This is a genomic window from Pseudonocardia benzenivorans CB1190 (genome assembly GCF_000196675.2).
GTDB lineage: Bacteria > Actinomycetota > Actinomycetes > Mycobacteriales > Pseudonocardiaceae > Pseudonocardia > Pseudonocardia benzenivorans.
The window spans coordinates 5,769,596-5,783,337 of the sequence record NC_015312.1; the positions used below are offsets into that span (position 1 = coordinate 5,769,596).

20 protein-coding genes and 2 pseudogenes are annotated in these 13,742 nt (G+C 70.1%); 1 reads left to right on the top strand and 21 read right to left on the bottom strand.

The window, feature by feature from the left end; genetic code table 11:
- Positions 1-88: 88 nt before the first annotated feature.
- A pseudogene (locus PSED_RS35765) lies at positions 89-1,161 on the top strand (MFS transporter).
- On the opposite strand, the gene PSED_RS27145 reads toward PSED_RS35765, so the two are convergent.
- The 21 genes and pseudogenes from PSED_RS27145 to rplV form a co-directional block, all read right to left on the bottom strand.
- On the bottom strand, positions 1,148-2,527 hold the full coding sequence (locus PSED_RS27145; RefSeq protein WP_013677440.1) for an NAD(P)(+) transhydrogenase (Re/Si-specific) subunit beta: 1,380 nt from the start codon (positions 2,525-2,527) through the stop codon (positions 1,148-1,150). The pseudogene PSED_RS35765 and the gene PSED_RS27145 sit on opposite strands and share 14 nt — an antisense overlap.
- Positions 2,524-2,874: an NAD(P) transhydrogenase subunit alpha part 2 gene (locus PSED_RS27150; RefSeq protein WP_013677441.1), complete on the bottom strand. Its 351-nt coding sequence runs from the start codon at positions 2,872-2,874 to the stop codon at positions 2,524-2,526. Before PSED_RS27150 ends, PSED_RS27145 begins: the two co-directional genes overlap by 4 nt.
- A complete protein-coding gene (locus PSED_RS27155) occupies positions 2,874-3,980 on the bottom strand; it encodes a Re/Si-specific NAD(P)(+) transhydrogenase subunit alpha (RefSeq protein WP_041760037.1) in 1,107 nt (368 codons plus the stop codon). Before PSED_RS27155 ends, PSED_RS27150 begins: the two co-directional genes overlap by 1 nt.
- Positions 3,981-4,166: 186 nt before the next feature.
- On the bottom strand, positions 4,167-4,991 hold the full coding sequence (map, locus tag PSED_RS27160; protein WP_013677443.1) for a type I methionyl aminopeptidase: 825 nt from the start codon (positions 4,989-4,991) through the stop codon (positions 4,167-4,169).
- Between the two features lie 72 nt (positions 4,992-5,063).
- Positions 5,064-5,612: an adenylate kinase gene (locus PSED_RS27165; RefSeq protein ID WP_013677444.1), complete on the bottom strand. Its 549-nt coding sequence runs from the start codon at positions 5,610-5,612 to the stop codon at positions 5,064-5,066.
- Positions 5,613-5,741: 129 nt separating this feature from the next.
- The gene (gene secY / locus PSED_RS27170; protein ID WP_013677445.1) at positions 5,742-7,058 is read right to left on the bottom strand and encodes a preprotein translocase subunit SecY; all 1,317 of its coding nucleotides are present in this window, start codon (positions 7,056-7,058) and stop codon (positions 5,742-5,744) included.
- A gap of 246 nt (positions 7,059-7,304) precedes the next feature.
- Positions 7,305-7,754 (bottom strand): 50S ribosomal protein L15, encoded by a 450-nt coding sequence (gene rplO / locus PSED_RS27175; protein WP_013677446.1) that lies wholly within the window; start codon positions 7,752-7,754, stop codon positions 7,305-7,307.
- Entirely contained in the window at positions 7,754-7,960 is a 207-nt protein-coding gene (gene rpmD, locus PSED_RS27180) for a 50S ribosomal protein L30 (protein WP_013677447.1), read from the bottom strand. The genes rplO and rpmD overlap by 1 nt, the downstream gene beginning before the upstream one ends.
- A gap of 5 nt (positions 7,961-7,965) precedes the next feature.
- Entirely contained in the window at positions 7,966-8,601 is a 636-nt protein-coding gene (gene rpsE / locus PSED_RS27185) for a 30S ribosomal protein S5 (RefSeq protein WP_013677448.1), read from the bottom strand.
- Positions 8,602-8,641: 40 nt separating this feature from the next.
- The gene (gene rplR / locus PSED_RS27190) at positions 8,642-9,064 is read right to left on the bottom strand and encodes a 50S ribosomal protein L18 (protein ID WP_013677449.1); all 423 of its coding nucleotides are present in this window, start codon (positions 9,062-9,064) and stop codon (positions 8,642-8,644) included.
- On the bottom strand, positions 9,064-9,603 hold the full coding sequence (gene rplF / locus PSED_RS27195; RefSeq protein ID WP_013677450.1) for a 50S ribosomal protein L6: 540 nt from the start codon (positions 9,601-9,603) through the stop codon (positions 9,064-9,066). Before rplF ends, rplR begins: the two co-directional genes overlap by 1 nt.
- Before the next feature lie 16 nt (positions 9,604-9,619).
- Complete coding sequence (gene rpsH, locus PSED_RS27200; RefSeq protein WP_013677451.1) at positions 9,620-10,018, bottom strand: 30S ribosomal protein S8; 399 nt, start codon at positions 10,016-10,018, stop codon at positions 9,620-9,622.
- A gap of 92 nt (positions 10,019-10,110) precedes the next feature.
- Positions 10,111-10,296 (bottom strand): type Z 30S ribosomal protein S14, encoded by a 186-nt coding sequence (locus PSED_RS27205; protein WP_013677452.1) that lies wholly within the window; start codon positions 10,294-10,296, stop codon positions 10,111-10,113.
- A 6-nt stretch (positions 10,297-10,302) separates the two neighbouring features.
- Positions 10,303-10,866 carry a 50S ribosomal protein L5 gene (rplE, locus tag PSED_RS27210; protein ID WP_013677453.1) on the bottom strand — a complete coding sequence of 188 codons (564 nt, stop codon included), beginning with the start codon at positions 10,864-10,866 and terminating at the stop codon, positions 10,303-10,305.
- Between the two features lies 1 nt (position 10,867).
- Entirely contained in the window at positions 10,868-11,194 is a 327-nt protein-coding gene (rplX, locus tag PSED_RS27215; RefSeq protein WP_013677454.1) for a 50S ribosomal protein L24, read from the bottom strand.
- Positions 11,195-11,196: 2 nt separating this feature from the next.
- On the bottom strand, positions 11,197-11,565 hold the full coding sequence (gene rplN, locus PSED_RS27220) for a 50S ribosomal protein L14 (protein ID WP_013677455.1): 369 nt from the start codon (positions 11,563-11,565) through the stop codon (positions 11,197-11,199).
- Complete coding sequence (gene rpsQ, locus PSED_RS27225; protein WP_013677456.1) at positions 11,562-11,825, bottom strand: 30S ribosomal protein S17; 264 nt, start codon at positions 11,823-11,825, stop codon at positions 11,562-11,564. Before rpsQ ends, rplN begins: the two co-directional genes overlap by 4 nt.
- Positions 11,822-12,064, bottom strand: coding sequence for a 50S ribosomal protein L29 (gene rpmC, locus PSED_RS27230; RefSeq protein ID WP_013677457.1), 243 nt, complete (start codon positions 12,062-12,064; stop codon positions 11,822-11,824). The genes rpsQ and rpmC overlap by 4 nt, the downstream gene beginning before the upstream one ends.
- Positions 12,064-12,483, bottom strand: a complete 420-nt coding sequence (rplP, locus tag PSED_RS27235) for a 50S ribosomal protein L16 (protein ID WP_013677458.1) — start codon at positions 12,481-12,483, stop codon at positions 12,064-12,066. Before rplP ends, rpmC begins: the two co-directional genes overlap by 1 nt.
- Positions 12,392-13,302, bottom strand: a pseudogene (gene rpsC / locus PSED_RS27240) (30S ribosomal protein S3). The gene rplP and the pseudogene rpsC overlap by 92 nt, the downstream one beginning before the upstream one ends.
- The gene (gene rplV, locus PSED_RS27245; RefSeq protein ID WP_013677460.1) at positions 13,302-13,733 is read right to left on the bottom strand and encodes a 50S ribosomal protein L22; all 432 of its coding nucleotides are present in this window, start codon (positions 13,731-13,733) and stop codon (positions 13,302-13,304) included. The pseudogene rpsC and the gene rplV overlap by 1 nt, the downstream one beginning before the upstream one ends.
- Between the last annotated feature and the right edge of the window lie 9 nt (positions 13,734-13,742).

A 13,742-nucleotide genomic window follows, 5' to 3' on the forward strand; every position in this document is an offset into this window, starting at 1 on the left:
CGAGACGCTCCGGACAAACCGGTTGAGACGACCCGGGTCCCGATGGTCGCATCCTGACGTGTCGAGCGTCGAGGCGGGCCCCTCCCGTGTGCCGCGGGCCCTGCGCCCCTTCCGCCGTCGCGAGTACCGGCTGCTGGTGTCGTCGATGGCCGCGTCCCTGTTCGCGACGGGGATCTGGCTGGTCGCGATCGTCTGGCAGGTCATCGCGCTGGGCGGCGGCCCCGCGCAGCTCTCGGTCGTCGCGGCCGCCAACAGCGGCGGGCTGCTGTTGTCGGTGCTCGTCGGCGGCGTCGCGGCCGACCGGCTGCGGCGGCGGCTCGTCCTCTGCGCGGTCGAGGCGGTCCCGCTGGCCCCCCGACGTGCCCGCCGCCGCTGCGGCGGCACCGGGCGCGACCGCCACCGGGACCCCGACGACCGCGGCCGGCCCGGCGACCGCGGTGGCGTCCGCCCCGCGGGCCTCCGTCGTCGCCGACCTCGGTGAGGGGTTCCGCTATCTGCTGCGCACCGGCTGGCTGTTCGCGACGCTGGCCTTCGCGGTCCTGTACGTGCTCGTCGTGCTTGGGCCCGATCGAGGTGCTGCTGCCGTTCGCGGTCCGCGACCGGACCGGCGCCGGCCCGAGCGGCTACGCGACGGTGCTGGGCGCGTACGGAGTGGGTGGCGCGGTCGGCTCGATCATCACCTCGTCGCTGCGGATGCCGCGCCGCTACCTCACGACGATGATCCTGCTGTGGGGCGTCGGTGTCGCCCCGCTCGCGGTCATCGGCCTGACCGACCGGCTCTGGGTGATGGTCGTCGTCGCCTTCGTGGTCGGTGTGACCGGCGCGGGCGCGACGGTGATCTGGGGGACCTTGCTGCAGCGCCGCGTCCCGCCGCACCTGCTCGGCCGGGTGTCGAGCCTGGACTTCTTCGTCTCGCTCGCACTGATGCCGGTGTCGATGGCGTTGGCCGGACCGGTCGGCGAGGCGTTGGGCATCCCGCTGACGTTCGTGCTGGCCGGAACCGTCCCCCTGCTGCTCGCGGTGGCCGCGATCGTCGGCTGGCGGCTGCCCCGCGACGAGGTCGCGCACCCCCTCGACCCGCCTGTGGACGACGTCGGCGGGCCGCCCCCGGTCGTCCGGGAACGGCCCGCCGCGGCGGAGCCGGAGGTCAGAGGGCCTTGAGCTCCTCGGCGACCTCCATGACCGACTTCTTCGCGTCGCCGAACAGCATCGCCGTGTGGTCGGCGTAGAACAGCGGGTTGTCGATGCCCGCGAAGCCCGAGTTCATGGACCGCTTGAGGACGATGACCGACCTCGAGTCGTCGACGTTGAGCACCGGCATGCCGTAGATCGGGCTCGACGAGTCCGTCCGGGCCGCCGGGTTGGTGACGTCGTTCGCCCCGATCACCAGCGTCACGTCGGTGCGGGCGAACTCGTCGTTGATGTCGTCCATCTCCTTGAGGCTGTCGTAGGGCACATCGGCCTCCGCGAGCAGGACGTTCATGTGCCCGGGCATGCGCCCCGCGACCGGGTGGATCGCGTACTTGACCTCGACGCCCTTGGCCTCCAGCAGCTTCGCCATGTCCTTGACGGCGTGCTGGGCCTGCGCGACGGCCATCCCGTAGCCCGGGACGACGACGACCTGGTTGGCGTAGGCCATCTGGATCGCCGCGTCGGCCGCCGAGGTCGACTTGACGGTGCGCTCGACGCCGTCGGCGCTCGGTGCCACGCCGCCACCGCCGAAGCCGCCCGCGACGATGGCCGGGATCGAGCGGTTCATCGCCTTGGCCATCAGGTTGGTGAGGATCGAGCCGGACGCGCCGACGATCATGCCCGCGACGATCATCGCCGTGTTGTTCAGCGCGAGGCCCGCGGCCGCGGCCGACAGGCCGGTGAGCGCGTTGAGCAGCGAGATGACGACGGGCATGTCCGCCCCGCCGATCGGGAACACGACCATCAGGCCCAGCACCGCGGCGAGGACCAGCAGCCCGATGATCCACAGCTCGGACGCCCCGCCGAGGCCCGCGACGACGGCGCACGCGATGGCGCCCAGCAGCAGCAGGAGGTTGACGACCTGCTGCGCCCTGCCCAGCCCCATGGGCCGGCCCGGGAGGATCTCCTGCAGCTTGCCGAAGGCGACCAGCGAGCCCCAGAACGAGATCGAGCCGATGATCGCGGCGAACAGCGACGCGACGACCACGTAGGTCGCGGTGCCGGTGAAGTGGTCCTCGGTGCGGAACTCCGACCAGGCGATCAACGCGACCGCACCGCCGCCGACACCGTTGAACAGCGCCACCATCTGCGGCATTGCGGTCATCTTGACCTGACGCGCCGACGGGATGCCCAGCGCGGCACCGACGACGAGGCCGACGACGATCAGCAGCCAGTTGTGCTTGACCTGCAGCAGCGTGGCGACGACGGCGATCGTCATGCCGACCGCGGCGATCAGGTTGCCGCGCACTGCCGTCTTCGGTCCGGTCAGGCCCATCAGGCCGTAGATGAAGAGCGAGAACGCGACGATGTAGAGGATCGGGATGAGCGTGCTCACAGGTCAGCCCCGGCCTTTCCGTTGCTCTCCGGCTTCCCCGCCGATGCAGGGCTCGGCTCGGGGCGGGACTTGAACATGCCGAGCATGCGGTCGGTGACCAGGAAGCCGCCGATGACGTTGATCATCCCGAACGCGATGGCGACGACCAGCAGGATCGAGTCGACCACACCCGGGTTCTCGGTCGTGCCCAGTACGTAGAGACCACCGAGCAGGACGATGCCGTGGATGGCGTTCGTCCCCGACATCAGCGGCGTGTGCAGCGTGTTGGGGACCTTGGAGATGACGGCGAAGCCGACGAAGCCGGCCAGCACCAGGATCGCGATGTTCGCGAGCAGCCCGGATTCCATCAGTTCGCCACCTCCCGGGTGACGCACGACTTCGCGAGCACCTCGTCGTCCCAGTTCGGCGCGACCGCGCCGGTGTCGTCGAGCATCAGTTCCAGCAGCGCCGAGACGTTGCGCGAGTACAGCTCCGACGCGTGCTCGGGCATGGTCGCCGGCAGGTTCAGCGGCGAGGCGATCGTGACGTCGTGCTTGACGACGGTCCGGCCCGGCTCGGTGAGCTCGCAGTTGCCGCCGCTCTCCCCCGCGAGGTCGACGACGACGCTGCCCGGCTTCATGCCCTCGACCGCCTTGGCGGTGACCAGCGTCGGGGCGGTGCGGCCGGGGACGTTCGCCGTGGTGATGACGATGTCGAACCCGGTGATCGCCTCCTCGAGCCGCTTCTGCTGCTCGGCGCGTTCGGCCTCGGTGAGCTCGCGGGCGTACCCGCCCTCGCCGACGGCCTCGATCCCGAGATCCAACCACTGCGCGCCCAGCGAGCGCACCTGGTCGGCGACCTCGGGGCGGACGTCGTACCCGGTGGTGCGGGCGCCGAGCCGCTTCGCGGTGGCCAGCGCCTGCAGGCCCGCGACACCGACGCCCAGCACGAGCGCGGTCGCCGGCTTCACCGTGCCGGCCGCCGTCGTGAGCATCGGGAAGAAGCGTGTCGACTCCGACGCGGCCAGCAGCACCGCCTTGTACCCGGCGACGTTCGCCTGTGACGACAGCGCGTCCATCGACTGGGCGCGCGAGATCCGCGGCACCGACTCCATCGCGAAGGCCGTGACGCCGGCGGCCTTGAGCGCCGCCGTCGTCTCCTTGGCCGTCAGCGGCGCGAGGAAGCCGATCAACGTCGACCCCGACGACAGCCGCCCGATCTCCTCCGACGTCGGCGGCGCCACCTTGACGACCACGTTCGCCGACCACGGGTCGCCGATGCGCGCGCCCGCCGCGGTGTACAGCTCGTCAGGGATCAGGGCGCCCAGCCCGGCGCCCGACTCGACCACGACCTCGACCCCGCGGCCGCGGAGCTTCTCGATCACCTTGGGCACGAGCGCGACTCGGCGCTCTCCTTCACCCGCCTCGCGGGGCACACCCACCGAGGTGTGCGGCGCTCCGGCATCTGCACTCATGGGCAGAACTTAGACCACGCACGACGAAAGACCAGCGGGCTCGCGTCACACGAACGCAACGACCGCAGGTCAGGCGATCCTCATTAGACGAGGATCACTTTCGCGAGGTTCCGCCCGCGACCCTGCAATCGTCGCCCACAGGACGGGCGTACTGCAAGGCGGATGCGGCGAGCGTCACCCCGCCGGCTACGCCGCGGTGAGCACCCACGGTCCGTCGTCGGTGATCGCGACGGTGTGCTCCCAGTGCACGGCCCGCTTGCCGTCGGCGGTGACGACGGTCCAGCCGTCGTCGAGCTCGCGGGTCTGGGGCTCGCCCGCGGTGATCATGGGCTCGATGGCCAGCGCCATCCCCGGCCGCAGCCGCAGCCCGTGGCCGGCGTCGCCGAAGTTCGGCAGGAACGGGTCCATGTGCATCGACGTCCCGATGCCGTGGCCGCCGTACTCCGCGACGATCCCGTAGTCGGCGCCGTCGCGGTACGCGGCCTTCTCGACGGCCGTCTGCACGGCGTGCGAGATGTCGGTGAGCCGCCCCCCGGGCAGCGCCGCCGCGATTCCCGCCTGCAGCGACTCCGCGCACGCGGCCGACAGCGCGCGGTCGGCAGCCGAGACCTCACCGATCTCCAGCGTCACCGCCGCGTCCCCGTGCCAGCCCTCGACGATCGCGCCGCAGTCCACCGACACCAGGTCGCCCTCGGCGAGGACCTGGGCCGCCGACGGGATGCCGTGCACGATCTGATCGTTCACCGAGGCGCAGATCGACGCCGGGTACCCGTGGTAGCCCAGGAACGACGGGACGCCGTTGCCGTCGCGGATGGTCTGCTCGGCGAGCGCGTCGAGATCGGCCGTGCTCACGCCCGGCTTCGCCAACGTCGTCACCGCCTCGAGGGTCCGGGCGACGAGCAGGCCCGCCACACGCATCGCCTCGAGCTCGCCGCGCGTCTTCACCTCGACGTCACGGCCTCGGAACCGGGCCAGAGCCCCCCGTACGCCGCCCCGTCCCTCGCCGTTCATCGACGCTCCTCGCTCGTGCCGCGTCCGCCCGGCCCCGCCGGAGGCCGGACGGTGTCGGCGTCTCGGGTCGTGTCAGCGTTCGGGCAGTGCCGCGAACACCCGGTCGGTGATCTCGGCGACCTCGCCGACGGCGTCCACGGTGACGAGCCGGTCGCGGTAGTAGTCCAGCAACGGCGCGGTCTCGTCGCGGTAGACCTGCTGCCGGTTGCGGATGACGTCCTCGGTGTCGTCCGAACGTCCACGCGCGAGCAGCCGCTCGACGACGACGTCCTCCGGCACCTGCAGCTCGACGACCGCGTCGAGCTCGTCGCCGGTCTCGGCGAGGATCTCGGCCAGCGCGTCGGCCTGCGCGGTGGTGCGCGGGAAACCGTCGAGCAGGAAGCCCTTGGCGGCGTCGGGGTCGGCGAGCCGGGCCTTGACCATCCCGACGGTCACCGAGTCCGGGACCAGGTTGCCGGCGTCCATGTACCCCTTGGCCTCGAGACCCAGCGGCGTCTCGCCCGCGAGGTTGGCCCGGAACAGGTCACCCGTCGAGATGTGGGGAATGCCGAGCTGCTCGGCGATCCGCACCGCCTGGGTGCCCTTGCCCGCTCCCGGCGGACCGACCAGAACGAGTCGCACGCGAAACCAACCTCCCTGTGAACACGATCGCGGTGGTGCCGAACGTCGCCGGCGGGGTGCGGCGGGCGGCGGGACGGGGCAGCGCACGGCTGCGGGTGACGCGCCGCGCTGACTGCCGTCCATCGCACCTTAACGCAGGAAACCCTCGTAGTTCCGCTGCATGAGCTGGCTCTCGATCTGCTTCACAGTGTCGAGGCCGACACCGACCATGATCAGCACGGCCGTGCCGCCGAAGGGGAAGTTCTGGTTCTGCCCGCTGCCGGTGATCCCGAGGAAGAAGTTCGGCAGGACCGCGATGATGCCCAGGTACAACGAGCCGGGCAGCGTGATGCGCGACAGGACGAAGTTCAGGTACTCGGCCGTCGGTCTGCCGGGCCGGATGCCCGGGATGAAGCCGCCGAACTTCTTCATCTCGTCGGCCCGCTCGTCGGGGTTGAACGTGATGCCGACGTAGAAGTACGTGAAGAAGATGATCAGTGCCACGTACAGCACGATGTGCAGCCAGTTCGACTGGTCGACGAGGTAGGTCTGCACGAACTGCTGGAACCAGCCGGAGCCGTCGCTGCCGCCCGCGAGCTGGGCGATCAGGCTCGGGAGGTAGAGCAGCGAGCTGCCGAAGATGACCGGGATGACGCCGGCCTGGTTGACCTTCAACGGCAGGTAGGTCGACGTGCCGCCGTACATCCGGCGGCCGACCATGCGCTTGGCGTACTGGACCGGGATCCGCCGCTGGCCCTGCTCGACGAAGACGACGCTCGCGATGATGGCCAGGCCGAACACGCAGACACCGGCGAAGACCAGGCCGCCGGAGTTGTCGAGGATGTTCTTGCCCTCGGCCGGGATGCGGTGCGCGATCGAGGCGAAGATCAGCAGCGACATGCCGTTGCCGATGCCGCGCTCGGTGACCTGCTCGCCCAGCCACATGACGACCGCGGTGCCCGCCGTCATCACGATGACCATGACCGCGAGGGCGAAGACGCTGGTGTCGGGAATGACGGGCAGCGAGCAGCCCTGGAACAGCACGCCCCGGACCGCGAGCGCCACGATGCCCGTGGCCTGCAGGACCGCGAGCGCGATGGTGAGGTAGCGGGTGTACTGGGTCAGCTTGTTCTGACCCGACTGCCCTTCCTTCTTCAGCTGCTCGAACCGCGGGATGACGACCGTGAGCAGCTGGACGATGATGCTCGCCGTGATGTACGGCATGATGCCCAGCGCGAGGATCGACAGCTGGAGCAGCGCACCGCCGGAGAACAGGTTGATCAGCGAGTAGACGCCCGAGTTCTCGCCACCCTCGACCTGCTGGATGCACTGCTGGACGTTCGGGAAGGACACCCCGGGGGACGGGATGTTCGCCCCCAGGCGGTACACGGCGACGATGCCCAGCGTGAAGAGGATCTTCTTCCGTAGGTCTGGCGTCGTCAGTGCTGACCGGAACGCGCTGAGCACTCGGGCCCCTCCTACTACGTCGGCGGCACTCCGCCGGTGGCCGGTTCGACCGGCTGGTGATGGTCCGGCGGCGCCGCCCCCGCGGCGACGGTGTCCCGCCGCGGACGGTGTCGGCGCCTCTCCGGCCCGCTGCCGTCGCCCGCGAGCCGCGGCGACGGACCCGAGCGACTCTAACAGCGACGACGCCGCCCGTTCCCGGCCCCCGTACGACGAGGGGACCAGCGGGAACGAGCGGCGTCGGTCGGACTACAGCTCGGTGGTGGACCCGCCGGCTGCGGCGATCTTCTCCTTGGCGCTGCCGGAGAACTTGTGCGCCGACACGGTGAGCGCGACGCCGTCGAGCTCGCCGTCGCCGAGCACCTTGACGAGCTCGTTGCGGCGGACCGCACCGGCGGCCACGAGCTCGGCCGGGCCGACCTCGCCGCCCTCGGGGAAGAGCACCGCGAGGTCGCCGACGTTGACGACCTGGTACTCGACCCGGAACCGGTTCTTGAAGCCCTTCAGCTTGGGCAGCCGCATGTGCAGGGGCATCTGCCCACCCTCGAAGGCCGGCGAGACGGTCTTGCGTGCCTTGGTGCCCTTGGTACCGCGGCCGGCCGTCTTGCCCTTGCTGCCCTCACCGCGACCGACCCGCGTCTTGGCGGTCTTGGCCCCCGGCGCCGGGCGCAGGTGGTGGACCTTGATGGTGTCGCTCATCAGGAGCTCACCTCCTCCACCGTCACGAGGTGCCGCACGGTGTTGATCATGCCGCGAACCTGGGGGTTGTCGTCCCACTCCGCGGTCTGACGGATCTTGCGAAGCCCGAGGGACTTCAGGGTCTCGCGCTGGTTCTGCTTGCGCCCGATGGCACTGCGGACCTGCGTGACCTTCAGCTTCTTGCCCTGCTGTTCCGTCGATGCCATGTCGCTCACGCCCTCGCAGCCGCGGCGGCCTCGGCGCGAGCACGCAGCATGGACGCCGGTGCGACGTCCTCCAGCGGCAGGCCGCGGCGGGCCGCGACCTCCTCCGGACGCTGGATCTGCTTGAGCGCCGCGATGGTCGCGTGGACGACGTTGATCGCGTTGTCGCTGCCGAGCGACTTCGACAGGATGTCGTGGATACCGGCGCACTCCAGGACCGCGCGGACGGGGCCACCGGCGATGACACCGGTACCGGGGCTGGCCGGGCGCAGCATGACCACGCCCGCCGCCGCCTCGCCCTGGACCCGGTGCACGATCGTGCCGCCGATGCGCGGGACGCGGAAGAAGTTCTTCTTCGCCTCCTCGACACCCTTGGCGATCGCGGCCGGGACCTCCTTGGCCTTGCCGTAGCCGACGCCCACGAGGCCGTCGCCGTCGCCGACGATCATCAGCGCGGTGAAGCTGAAGCGCCGACCACCCTTGACGACCTTGGCCACGCGGTTGATCGTGACCAGTCGCTCGATGTACGGGGTCTTGTCCTGGGCCGCCCCGCCACGGCCTCCGTCGCGGCGGTCCCGGCGGTCGCGGTTGTCGCCGCTGCCGCCACCGGGGCCTCCGCCGTCACGCCGCGTACGTCCCGGCATCAGACGTTCCCTTCACTACTGTGGATGAACTTCGCGGTCATCAGAACTCCAGCCCGCCCTCGCGGGCGGCGTCGGCCAGTGCCGCGATCCGGCCGTGGTAGCCGTTGCCGCCGTGGTCGAAGACGACCGCGTCGATGCCCGCCGACTTGGCGCGGGCCGCGATCAGCTCGCCGACCTTGGCGGCCTTGGCCTTCTTGTCGCCCTCGACCGACGCGACGTCGGCCTCGAGGGTCGACGCGGCCGCCAGCGTGTGGCCGGCCAGGTCGTCGATCAGCTGCACGAACACGTGCCGCGAGCTGCGCTTGACGGCCAGCCGCGGACGGGCCGGCGTGCCGGCGATCTTCTTGCGCAGCCGCGCGTGCCGGCGCGTCCGCGCCACCCGGCGGGTGCTCGAGATGTTCGAGGCGGCACGCTTCTTGGCGTTGGCCGACGTCGAGGTCTGAGTCGATGCTGTCTGGGCCATCACTTACCCGTCTTTCCGACCTTGCGGCGGACGACCTCGCCCGCGTACCGCACGCCCTTGCCCTTGTAGGGCTCGGGCTTGCGGATCTTGCGGATGTTGGCGGCGGTCTCGCCCACGAGCTGCTTGTCGATGCCCGAGACAGAGAACTTGGTCGGCGACTCGACGGCGAACGTGATGCCCTCGGGCGGCGTGACGACGACCGGGTGGCTGAAGCCCAGCGCGAACTCCAGGTTCGAACCCTTGAGCGCGACGCGGTAACCGACGCCGACGATCTCGAGCTTCTTCTCGTAGCCGGCGGTGACGCCGACGACGAGGTTGTTGACCAGCGTGCGCGACAGGCCGTGGTAGGCCTTGCTGCGGCGCTCGTCGTCAGGGCGCTTCACCAGCACCGTGCCGTCGTCACCGCGCTCGACGGTGATCGGCTCGATGACGGTGTGCGACAGGGTGCCCTTGGGACCCTTGACCGTGACGGTGCGGCCCTCGATGGCCACGTCGACGCCCGCCGGAACGGTGATCGGCAGTTTCCCGATGCGCGACATCGTTACTTCTCCCTTCTCACCAGACGTAGGCGAGGACTTCCCCGCCCACGCCGTCCCGGTTGGCCTGGCGGTCCGTGAGGAGGCCCTTCGACGTCGAGATGATCGCGACGCCGAGGCCACCCAGGACCCGCGGCAGGTTGCTGGACTTCGCGTAGACCCGCAGGCCGGGCTTGGAGACCCGGCGCACACCGGCGATGCTGCGCTCCCGGTTGCGGCCGTACTTGAGCTCGATCACGAGGGACTTGCCGACCTCGGCGTCCTCGGTGTGGTGCGAGGCGATGTAGCCCTCCTTCTGAAGGATCTCCGCGATGGCGACCTTCAGCTTGGAGTGGGGCATCACGACGCGGTCGTGGTAGGCCGAGTTCGCGTTGCGCAGACGGGTCAGCATGTCTGCGATCGGATCGGTCATCGTCATGGTGACGTCACTACTTTCCCGCCCTGGTTCCCCCTGGCCGGAGAACTGGACTCCGTCGGGGGCCTGTGGCGATCAGGAAAAGCAGCTGGCTCTTACCAGCTGGACTTGCTCACACCGGGCAGCTCGCCCGCGTGCGCCATCTGGCGCACGCAGACGCGGCACAGCCCGAACTTGCGCAGGACCGCACGCGGGCGGCCGCACTTCTGGCAGCGCGTGTAGCCGCGGACCTTGAACTTCGGGGTCCTGGCGGCCTTGATCACCAATGCCTTCTTGGCCATGGCGGGTCAGCTCTCCTTGAAGGGGAAGCCGAGCTTGCGCAGCAGCGCCCGGCCTTCCTCGTCGGTGGTCGCCGTCGTCACGACCGTGATGTCCATGCCGCGCTGCCGGTCGATCGTGTCGGGGTCGATCTCGTGGAACATCGTCTGCTCCGTGAGACCGAACGTGTAGTTGCCCCGGCCGTCGAACTGCGTGGCCGACAGGCCGCGGAAGTCGCGGATACGCGGCAGGGCGATCGTCAGCAGCCGGTCCAGGAACTCCCACATCCGGTCGCCCCGCAGGGTGACCTTGGCGCCGATCGGCATGCCCTCACGCAGCTTGAACTGCGCGATGGACTTGGTGGCTCGGCGGACCTGCGGGCGCTGGCCGGTGATGGTGGCCAGGTCGCGGACGGCGCCGTCGATCAGCTTCGCGTCGCGGGCGGCGTCGCCGACACCCATGTTGACGACGACCTTCACCACGCCCGGGATCTGCATGACGTTGCCGTAGGAGAACTGCTCGCGCAGCTCACCCTTGATCTCGTCGACGTAGCGCTGCTTGAGGCGCGGCGCCACCTTCTCGGCGGTGGTCATGTCAGATCTCCTTCCCGGAACGACGGGAGATCCGGACGCGCTTGGTCTTGCCGTCCTCGGTCTCGACGACCTTCTTGCCGACGCGCGTCGGCTTGCCGTCCGAGTCGACGACCATCACGTTCGAGACGTGGATGGCGGCCTCCTGCGTGACGATGCCGCCGGACTGCGCGCCCCGCTGGTTCTGGCTGATGCGGGTGTGCTTCTTGATCCGGTTCACGCCCTCGACGAGGACGCGGTCGCGGTCGGGGTAGGCCTGGATGACCTTGCCCTTGGCGCCCTTGTCCTTGCCGGCGATGACGAGAACCGTGTCGCCCTTCTTGACCTTCATCCCTACAACACCTCCGGCGCGAGGGAGATGATCTTCATGAACCGCTTGTCGCGAAGCTCGCGACCGACCGGGCCGAAGATGCGGGTCCCCCGCGGCTCACCGTCGGCCTTGATCAGGACGGCGGCGTTCTCGTCGAACCGGATGTAGCTGCCGTCCGGCCGACGCTTCTCCTTGACCGTGCGCACGACGACGGCCTTGACGACGTCACCGCGCTTCACGCCGGCGCCCGGGATCGCTTCCTTCACGGTCGCGACGATGATGTCGCCGATCCCCGCGTAGCGACGCGCCGAGCCGCCCAGCACCCGGATGCACAGGATCTCCTTGGCACCGGTGTTGTCGGCGACGCGCAGCCGCGACTCCTGCTGGATCACTTCGCCTTCTCCAGGATCTCGACCAGGCGCCAGCGCTTCGTCGCCGACAGCGGTCGGGTCTCCATCAGGCGGACGCGGTCGCCGACGCCGGCCGTGTTGGCCTCGTCGTGCGCCTTGACCTTGCTGGTCCGCCGGATGACCTTGCCGTACAGCGGGTGCTTCACGCGGTCCTCGAGCGAGACGACGATCGTCTTGTCCATCTTGTCGGACACGACGAGTCCCTCGCGGACCTTCCGCTCCCCGCGCGTGTTGTCGCTCATGCCGCGCCCTCGTTGTCGGTCGGGGCGGCGGACAGGCCCAGCTCACGCTCGCGCATCACCGTGTAGATGCGCGCGATGTCGTGGCGGACGGTCCGCAGCCGCCGGTTGTTGTCCAGCTGCCCGGTCGCCATCTGGAAGCGGAGGTTGAACAGCTCCTCCTTGGACTCCTTGACGCGCAGGACGAGCTCCTCGTCGGTCAGCTCGCGCAGCTCGGCAGCGGTGGTACCCGCGGAGGCCATCAGATGTCACCACCCTCGCGGGTCACGATCCGGCACTTCATCGGCAGCTTGTGGATGGCGCGACGCAGCGCCTCCCGAGCGGTCTGCTCGTTCGGGAAGCTCATCTCGAAGAGCACCCGGCCGGGCTTCACGTTGGTCACCCACTTCTCGGGCGAGCCCTTGCCGGAACCCATGCGGGTCTCGGCGGGCTTCTTGGTCAGCGGCCGGTCCGGGAAGACGTTGATCCACACCTTGCCGCCACGACGGATGTGCCGGTTGATGGCGATACGCGCGGACTCGATCTGCCGGTTCGTCACGTAGGCCGGCTCGAGGGCCTGGATGCCGTAGTCACCGAAGGTGACCCGGGTGCCGCCCGTCGAGGCTCCGGTCCGGTGCGGCCGGTGCTGCTTGCGGTGCTTCACCTTGCGCGGGATCAGCATGACTCAGGACTCCCCACCGGTGCTGGGGGCGTCGGTGGTGGCCACGGAGCCACCGGCCTGCTCGGCGGCGGCGCGCCCGGCGTCGGTGCTCGTCGCCGTGGTGCCCGAGGCACCGGAACGGCGGCGGGCGGGACGCTCGCGGCGCGGGCCGCGGCCCGGCTCGGCGGCGGCGGGAACGCCCTCACGGCGGCCACCGACGACGTCACCCTTGTAGATCCAGACCTTCACGCCGATGCGGCCGAAGGTCGTACGGGCCTCGAACAGGCCGTAGTCGATGTCCGCGCGCAGCGTGTGCAGCGGGACGCGACCCTCGCGGTAGAACTCCGAGCGCGACATCTCCGCACCGCCGAGGCGGCCCGAGCACTGCACGCGGATGCCCTTGACCTGCGGGCTGCGCATGGCCGACTGGATGGCCTTGCGCATCGCCCGCCGGAACGCGACCCGGTTGGACAGCTGCTCGGCGACGCCCTGCGCGACGAGCTGCGCGTCGGACTCCGCGTTCTTGACCTCGAGGATGTTGAGCTGGACCTGCTTCTTGGTCAGCTTCTCGAGTGCGCCGCGGATGCGGTCGGCCTCGGCGCCGCGGCGGCCGATGACGATGCCGGGACGCGCGGTGTGGATGTCCACGCGGACGCGGTCGCGGGTGCGCTCGATCTCGACCTTGGAGATGCCGGCCCGCTCCATGCCCTTGGAGAGCATGCGGCGGATCTCGACGTCCTCCTTGACGTACTCGGCGTACTGCTTGTCCGCGTACCAGCGGGACTTCCAGTCAGTGGTGATACCGAGCCGGAACCCGTGCGGGTTGATCTTCTGCCCCATCAGCGGGCCCTCCCCTTCGCACCACGACCGCCGCGTCCGCCGGCCTTGGCGACCGGCCGGGACTCGACCTCGATGGTGATGTGGCTCGTGCGCTTGCGGATCCGGTAGGCGCGACCCTGCGCGCGCGGCCGGATGCGCTTGAGCGTCGGGCCCTCGTCGACGTAGGCCACGGCCACCACGAGGGTGTCGGGGTCCATGTCGAAGTTGTTCTCGGCGTTCGCCGCGGCGCTCGCCACGACCTTGGCCACCGGCTCCGCGGCGGCCTGCGGCGAGAACCGCAGGACGCTGAGAGCCTCGGCGACCGGACGCCCCTTGATGAGCTCGACCACGCGCCGCACCTTGGTCGGCGACATGCGGACGAACCGTGCCCTGGCGAACGCGCGAGCGGGCTCGAGCGCGGCGCCGGCGGTGTCCTGGCTGGTGTCAGCCATGTGTTTCCA

Bases quoted from the DNA above. Each gene is read 5' to 3' on its own strand.
- PSED_RS27150 (WP_013677441.1), bottom strand. From the start codon at position 2,874: ATGGAATCCGGGCTGCTCGCGAACATCGCGATCCTGGTGCTGGCCGGC.
- PSED_RS27155 (WP_041760037.1), bottom strand. From the start codon at position 3,980: ATGAGTGCAGATGCCGGAGCGCCGCACACCTCGGTGGGTGTGCCCCGC.
- map (WP_013677443.1), bottom strand. From the start codon at position 4,991: ATGAACGGCGAGGGACGGGGCGGCGTACGGGGGGCTCTGGCCCGGTTC.
- rplO (WP_013677446.1), bottom strand. From the start codon at position 7,754: ATGAGCGACACCATCAAGGTCCACCACCTGCGCCCGGCGCCGGGGGCC.
- rpmD (WP_013677447.1), bottom strand. From the start codon at position 7,960: ATGGCATCGACGGAACAGCAGGGCAAGAAGCTGAAGGTCACGCAGGTC.
- rpsE (WP_013677448.1), bottom strand. From the start codon at position 8,601: ATGCCGGGACGTACGCGGCGTGACGGCGGAGGCCCCGGTGGCGGCAGC.
- rplR (WP_013677449.1), bottom strand. From the start codon at position 9,064: ATGGCCCAGACAGCATCGACTCAGACCTCGACGTCGGCCAACGCCAAG.
- rplF (WP_013677450.1), bottom strand. From the start codon at position 9,603: ATGTCGCGCATCGGGAAACTGCCGATCACCGTTCCGGCGGGCGTCGAC.
- rpsH (WP_013677451.1), bottom strand. From the start codon at position 10,018: ATGACGATGACCGATCCGATCGCAGACATGCTGACCCGTCTGCGCAAC.
- PSED_RS27205 (WP_013677452.1), bottom strand. From the start codon at position 10,296: ATGGCCAAGAAGGCATTGGTGATCAAGGCCGCCAGGACCCCGAAGTTC.
- rplE (WP_013677453.1), bottom strand. From the start codon at position 10,866: ATGACCACCGCCGAGAAGGTGGCGCCGCGCCTCAAGCAGCGCTACGTC.
- rplX (WP_013677454.1), bottom strand. From the start codon at position 11,194: ATGAAGGTCAAGAAGGGCGACACGGTTCTCGTCATCGCCGGCAAGGAC.
- rpsQ (WP_013677456.1), bottom strand. From the start codon at position 11,825: ATGAGCGACAACACGCGCGGGGAGCGGAAGGTCCGCGAGGGACTCGTC.
- rpmC (WP_013677457.1), bottom strand. From the start codon at position 12,064: ATGGCCTCCGCGGGTACCACCGCTGCCGAGCTGCGCGAGCTGACCGAC.
- rplP (WP_013677458.1), bottom strand. From the start codon at position 12,483: ATGCTGATCCCGCGCAAGGTGAAGCACCGCAAGCAGCACCGGCCGCAC.
- rplV (WP_013677460.1), bottom strand. From the start codon at position 13,733: ATGGCTGACACCAGCCAGGACACCGCCGGCGCCGCGCTCGAGCCCGCT.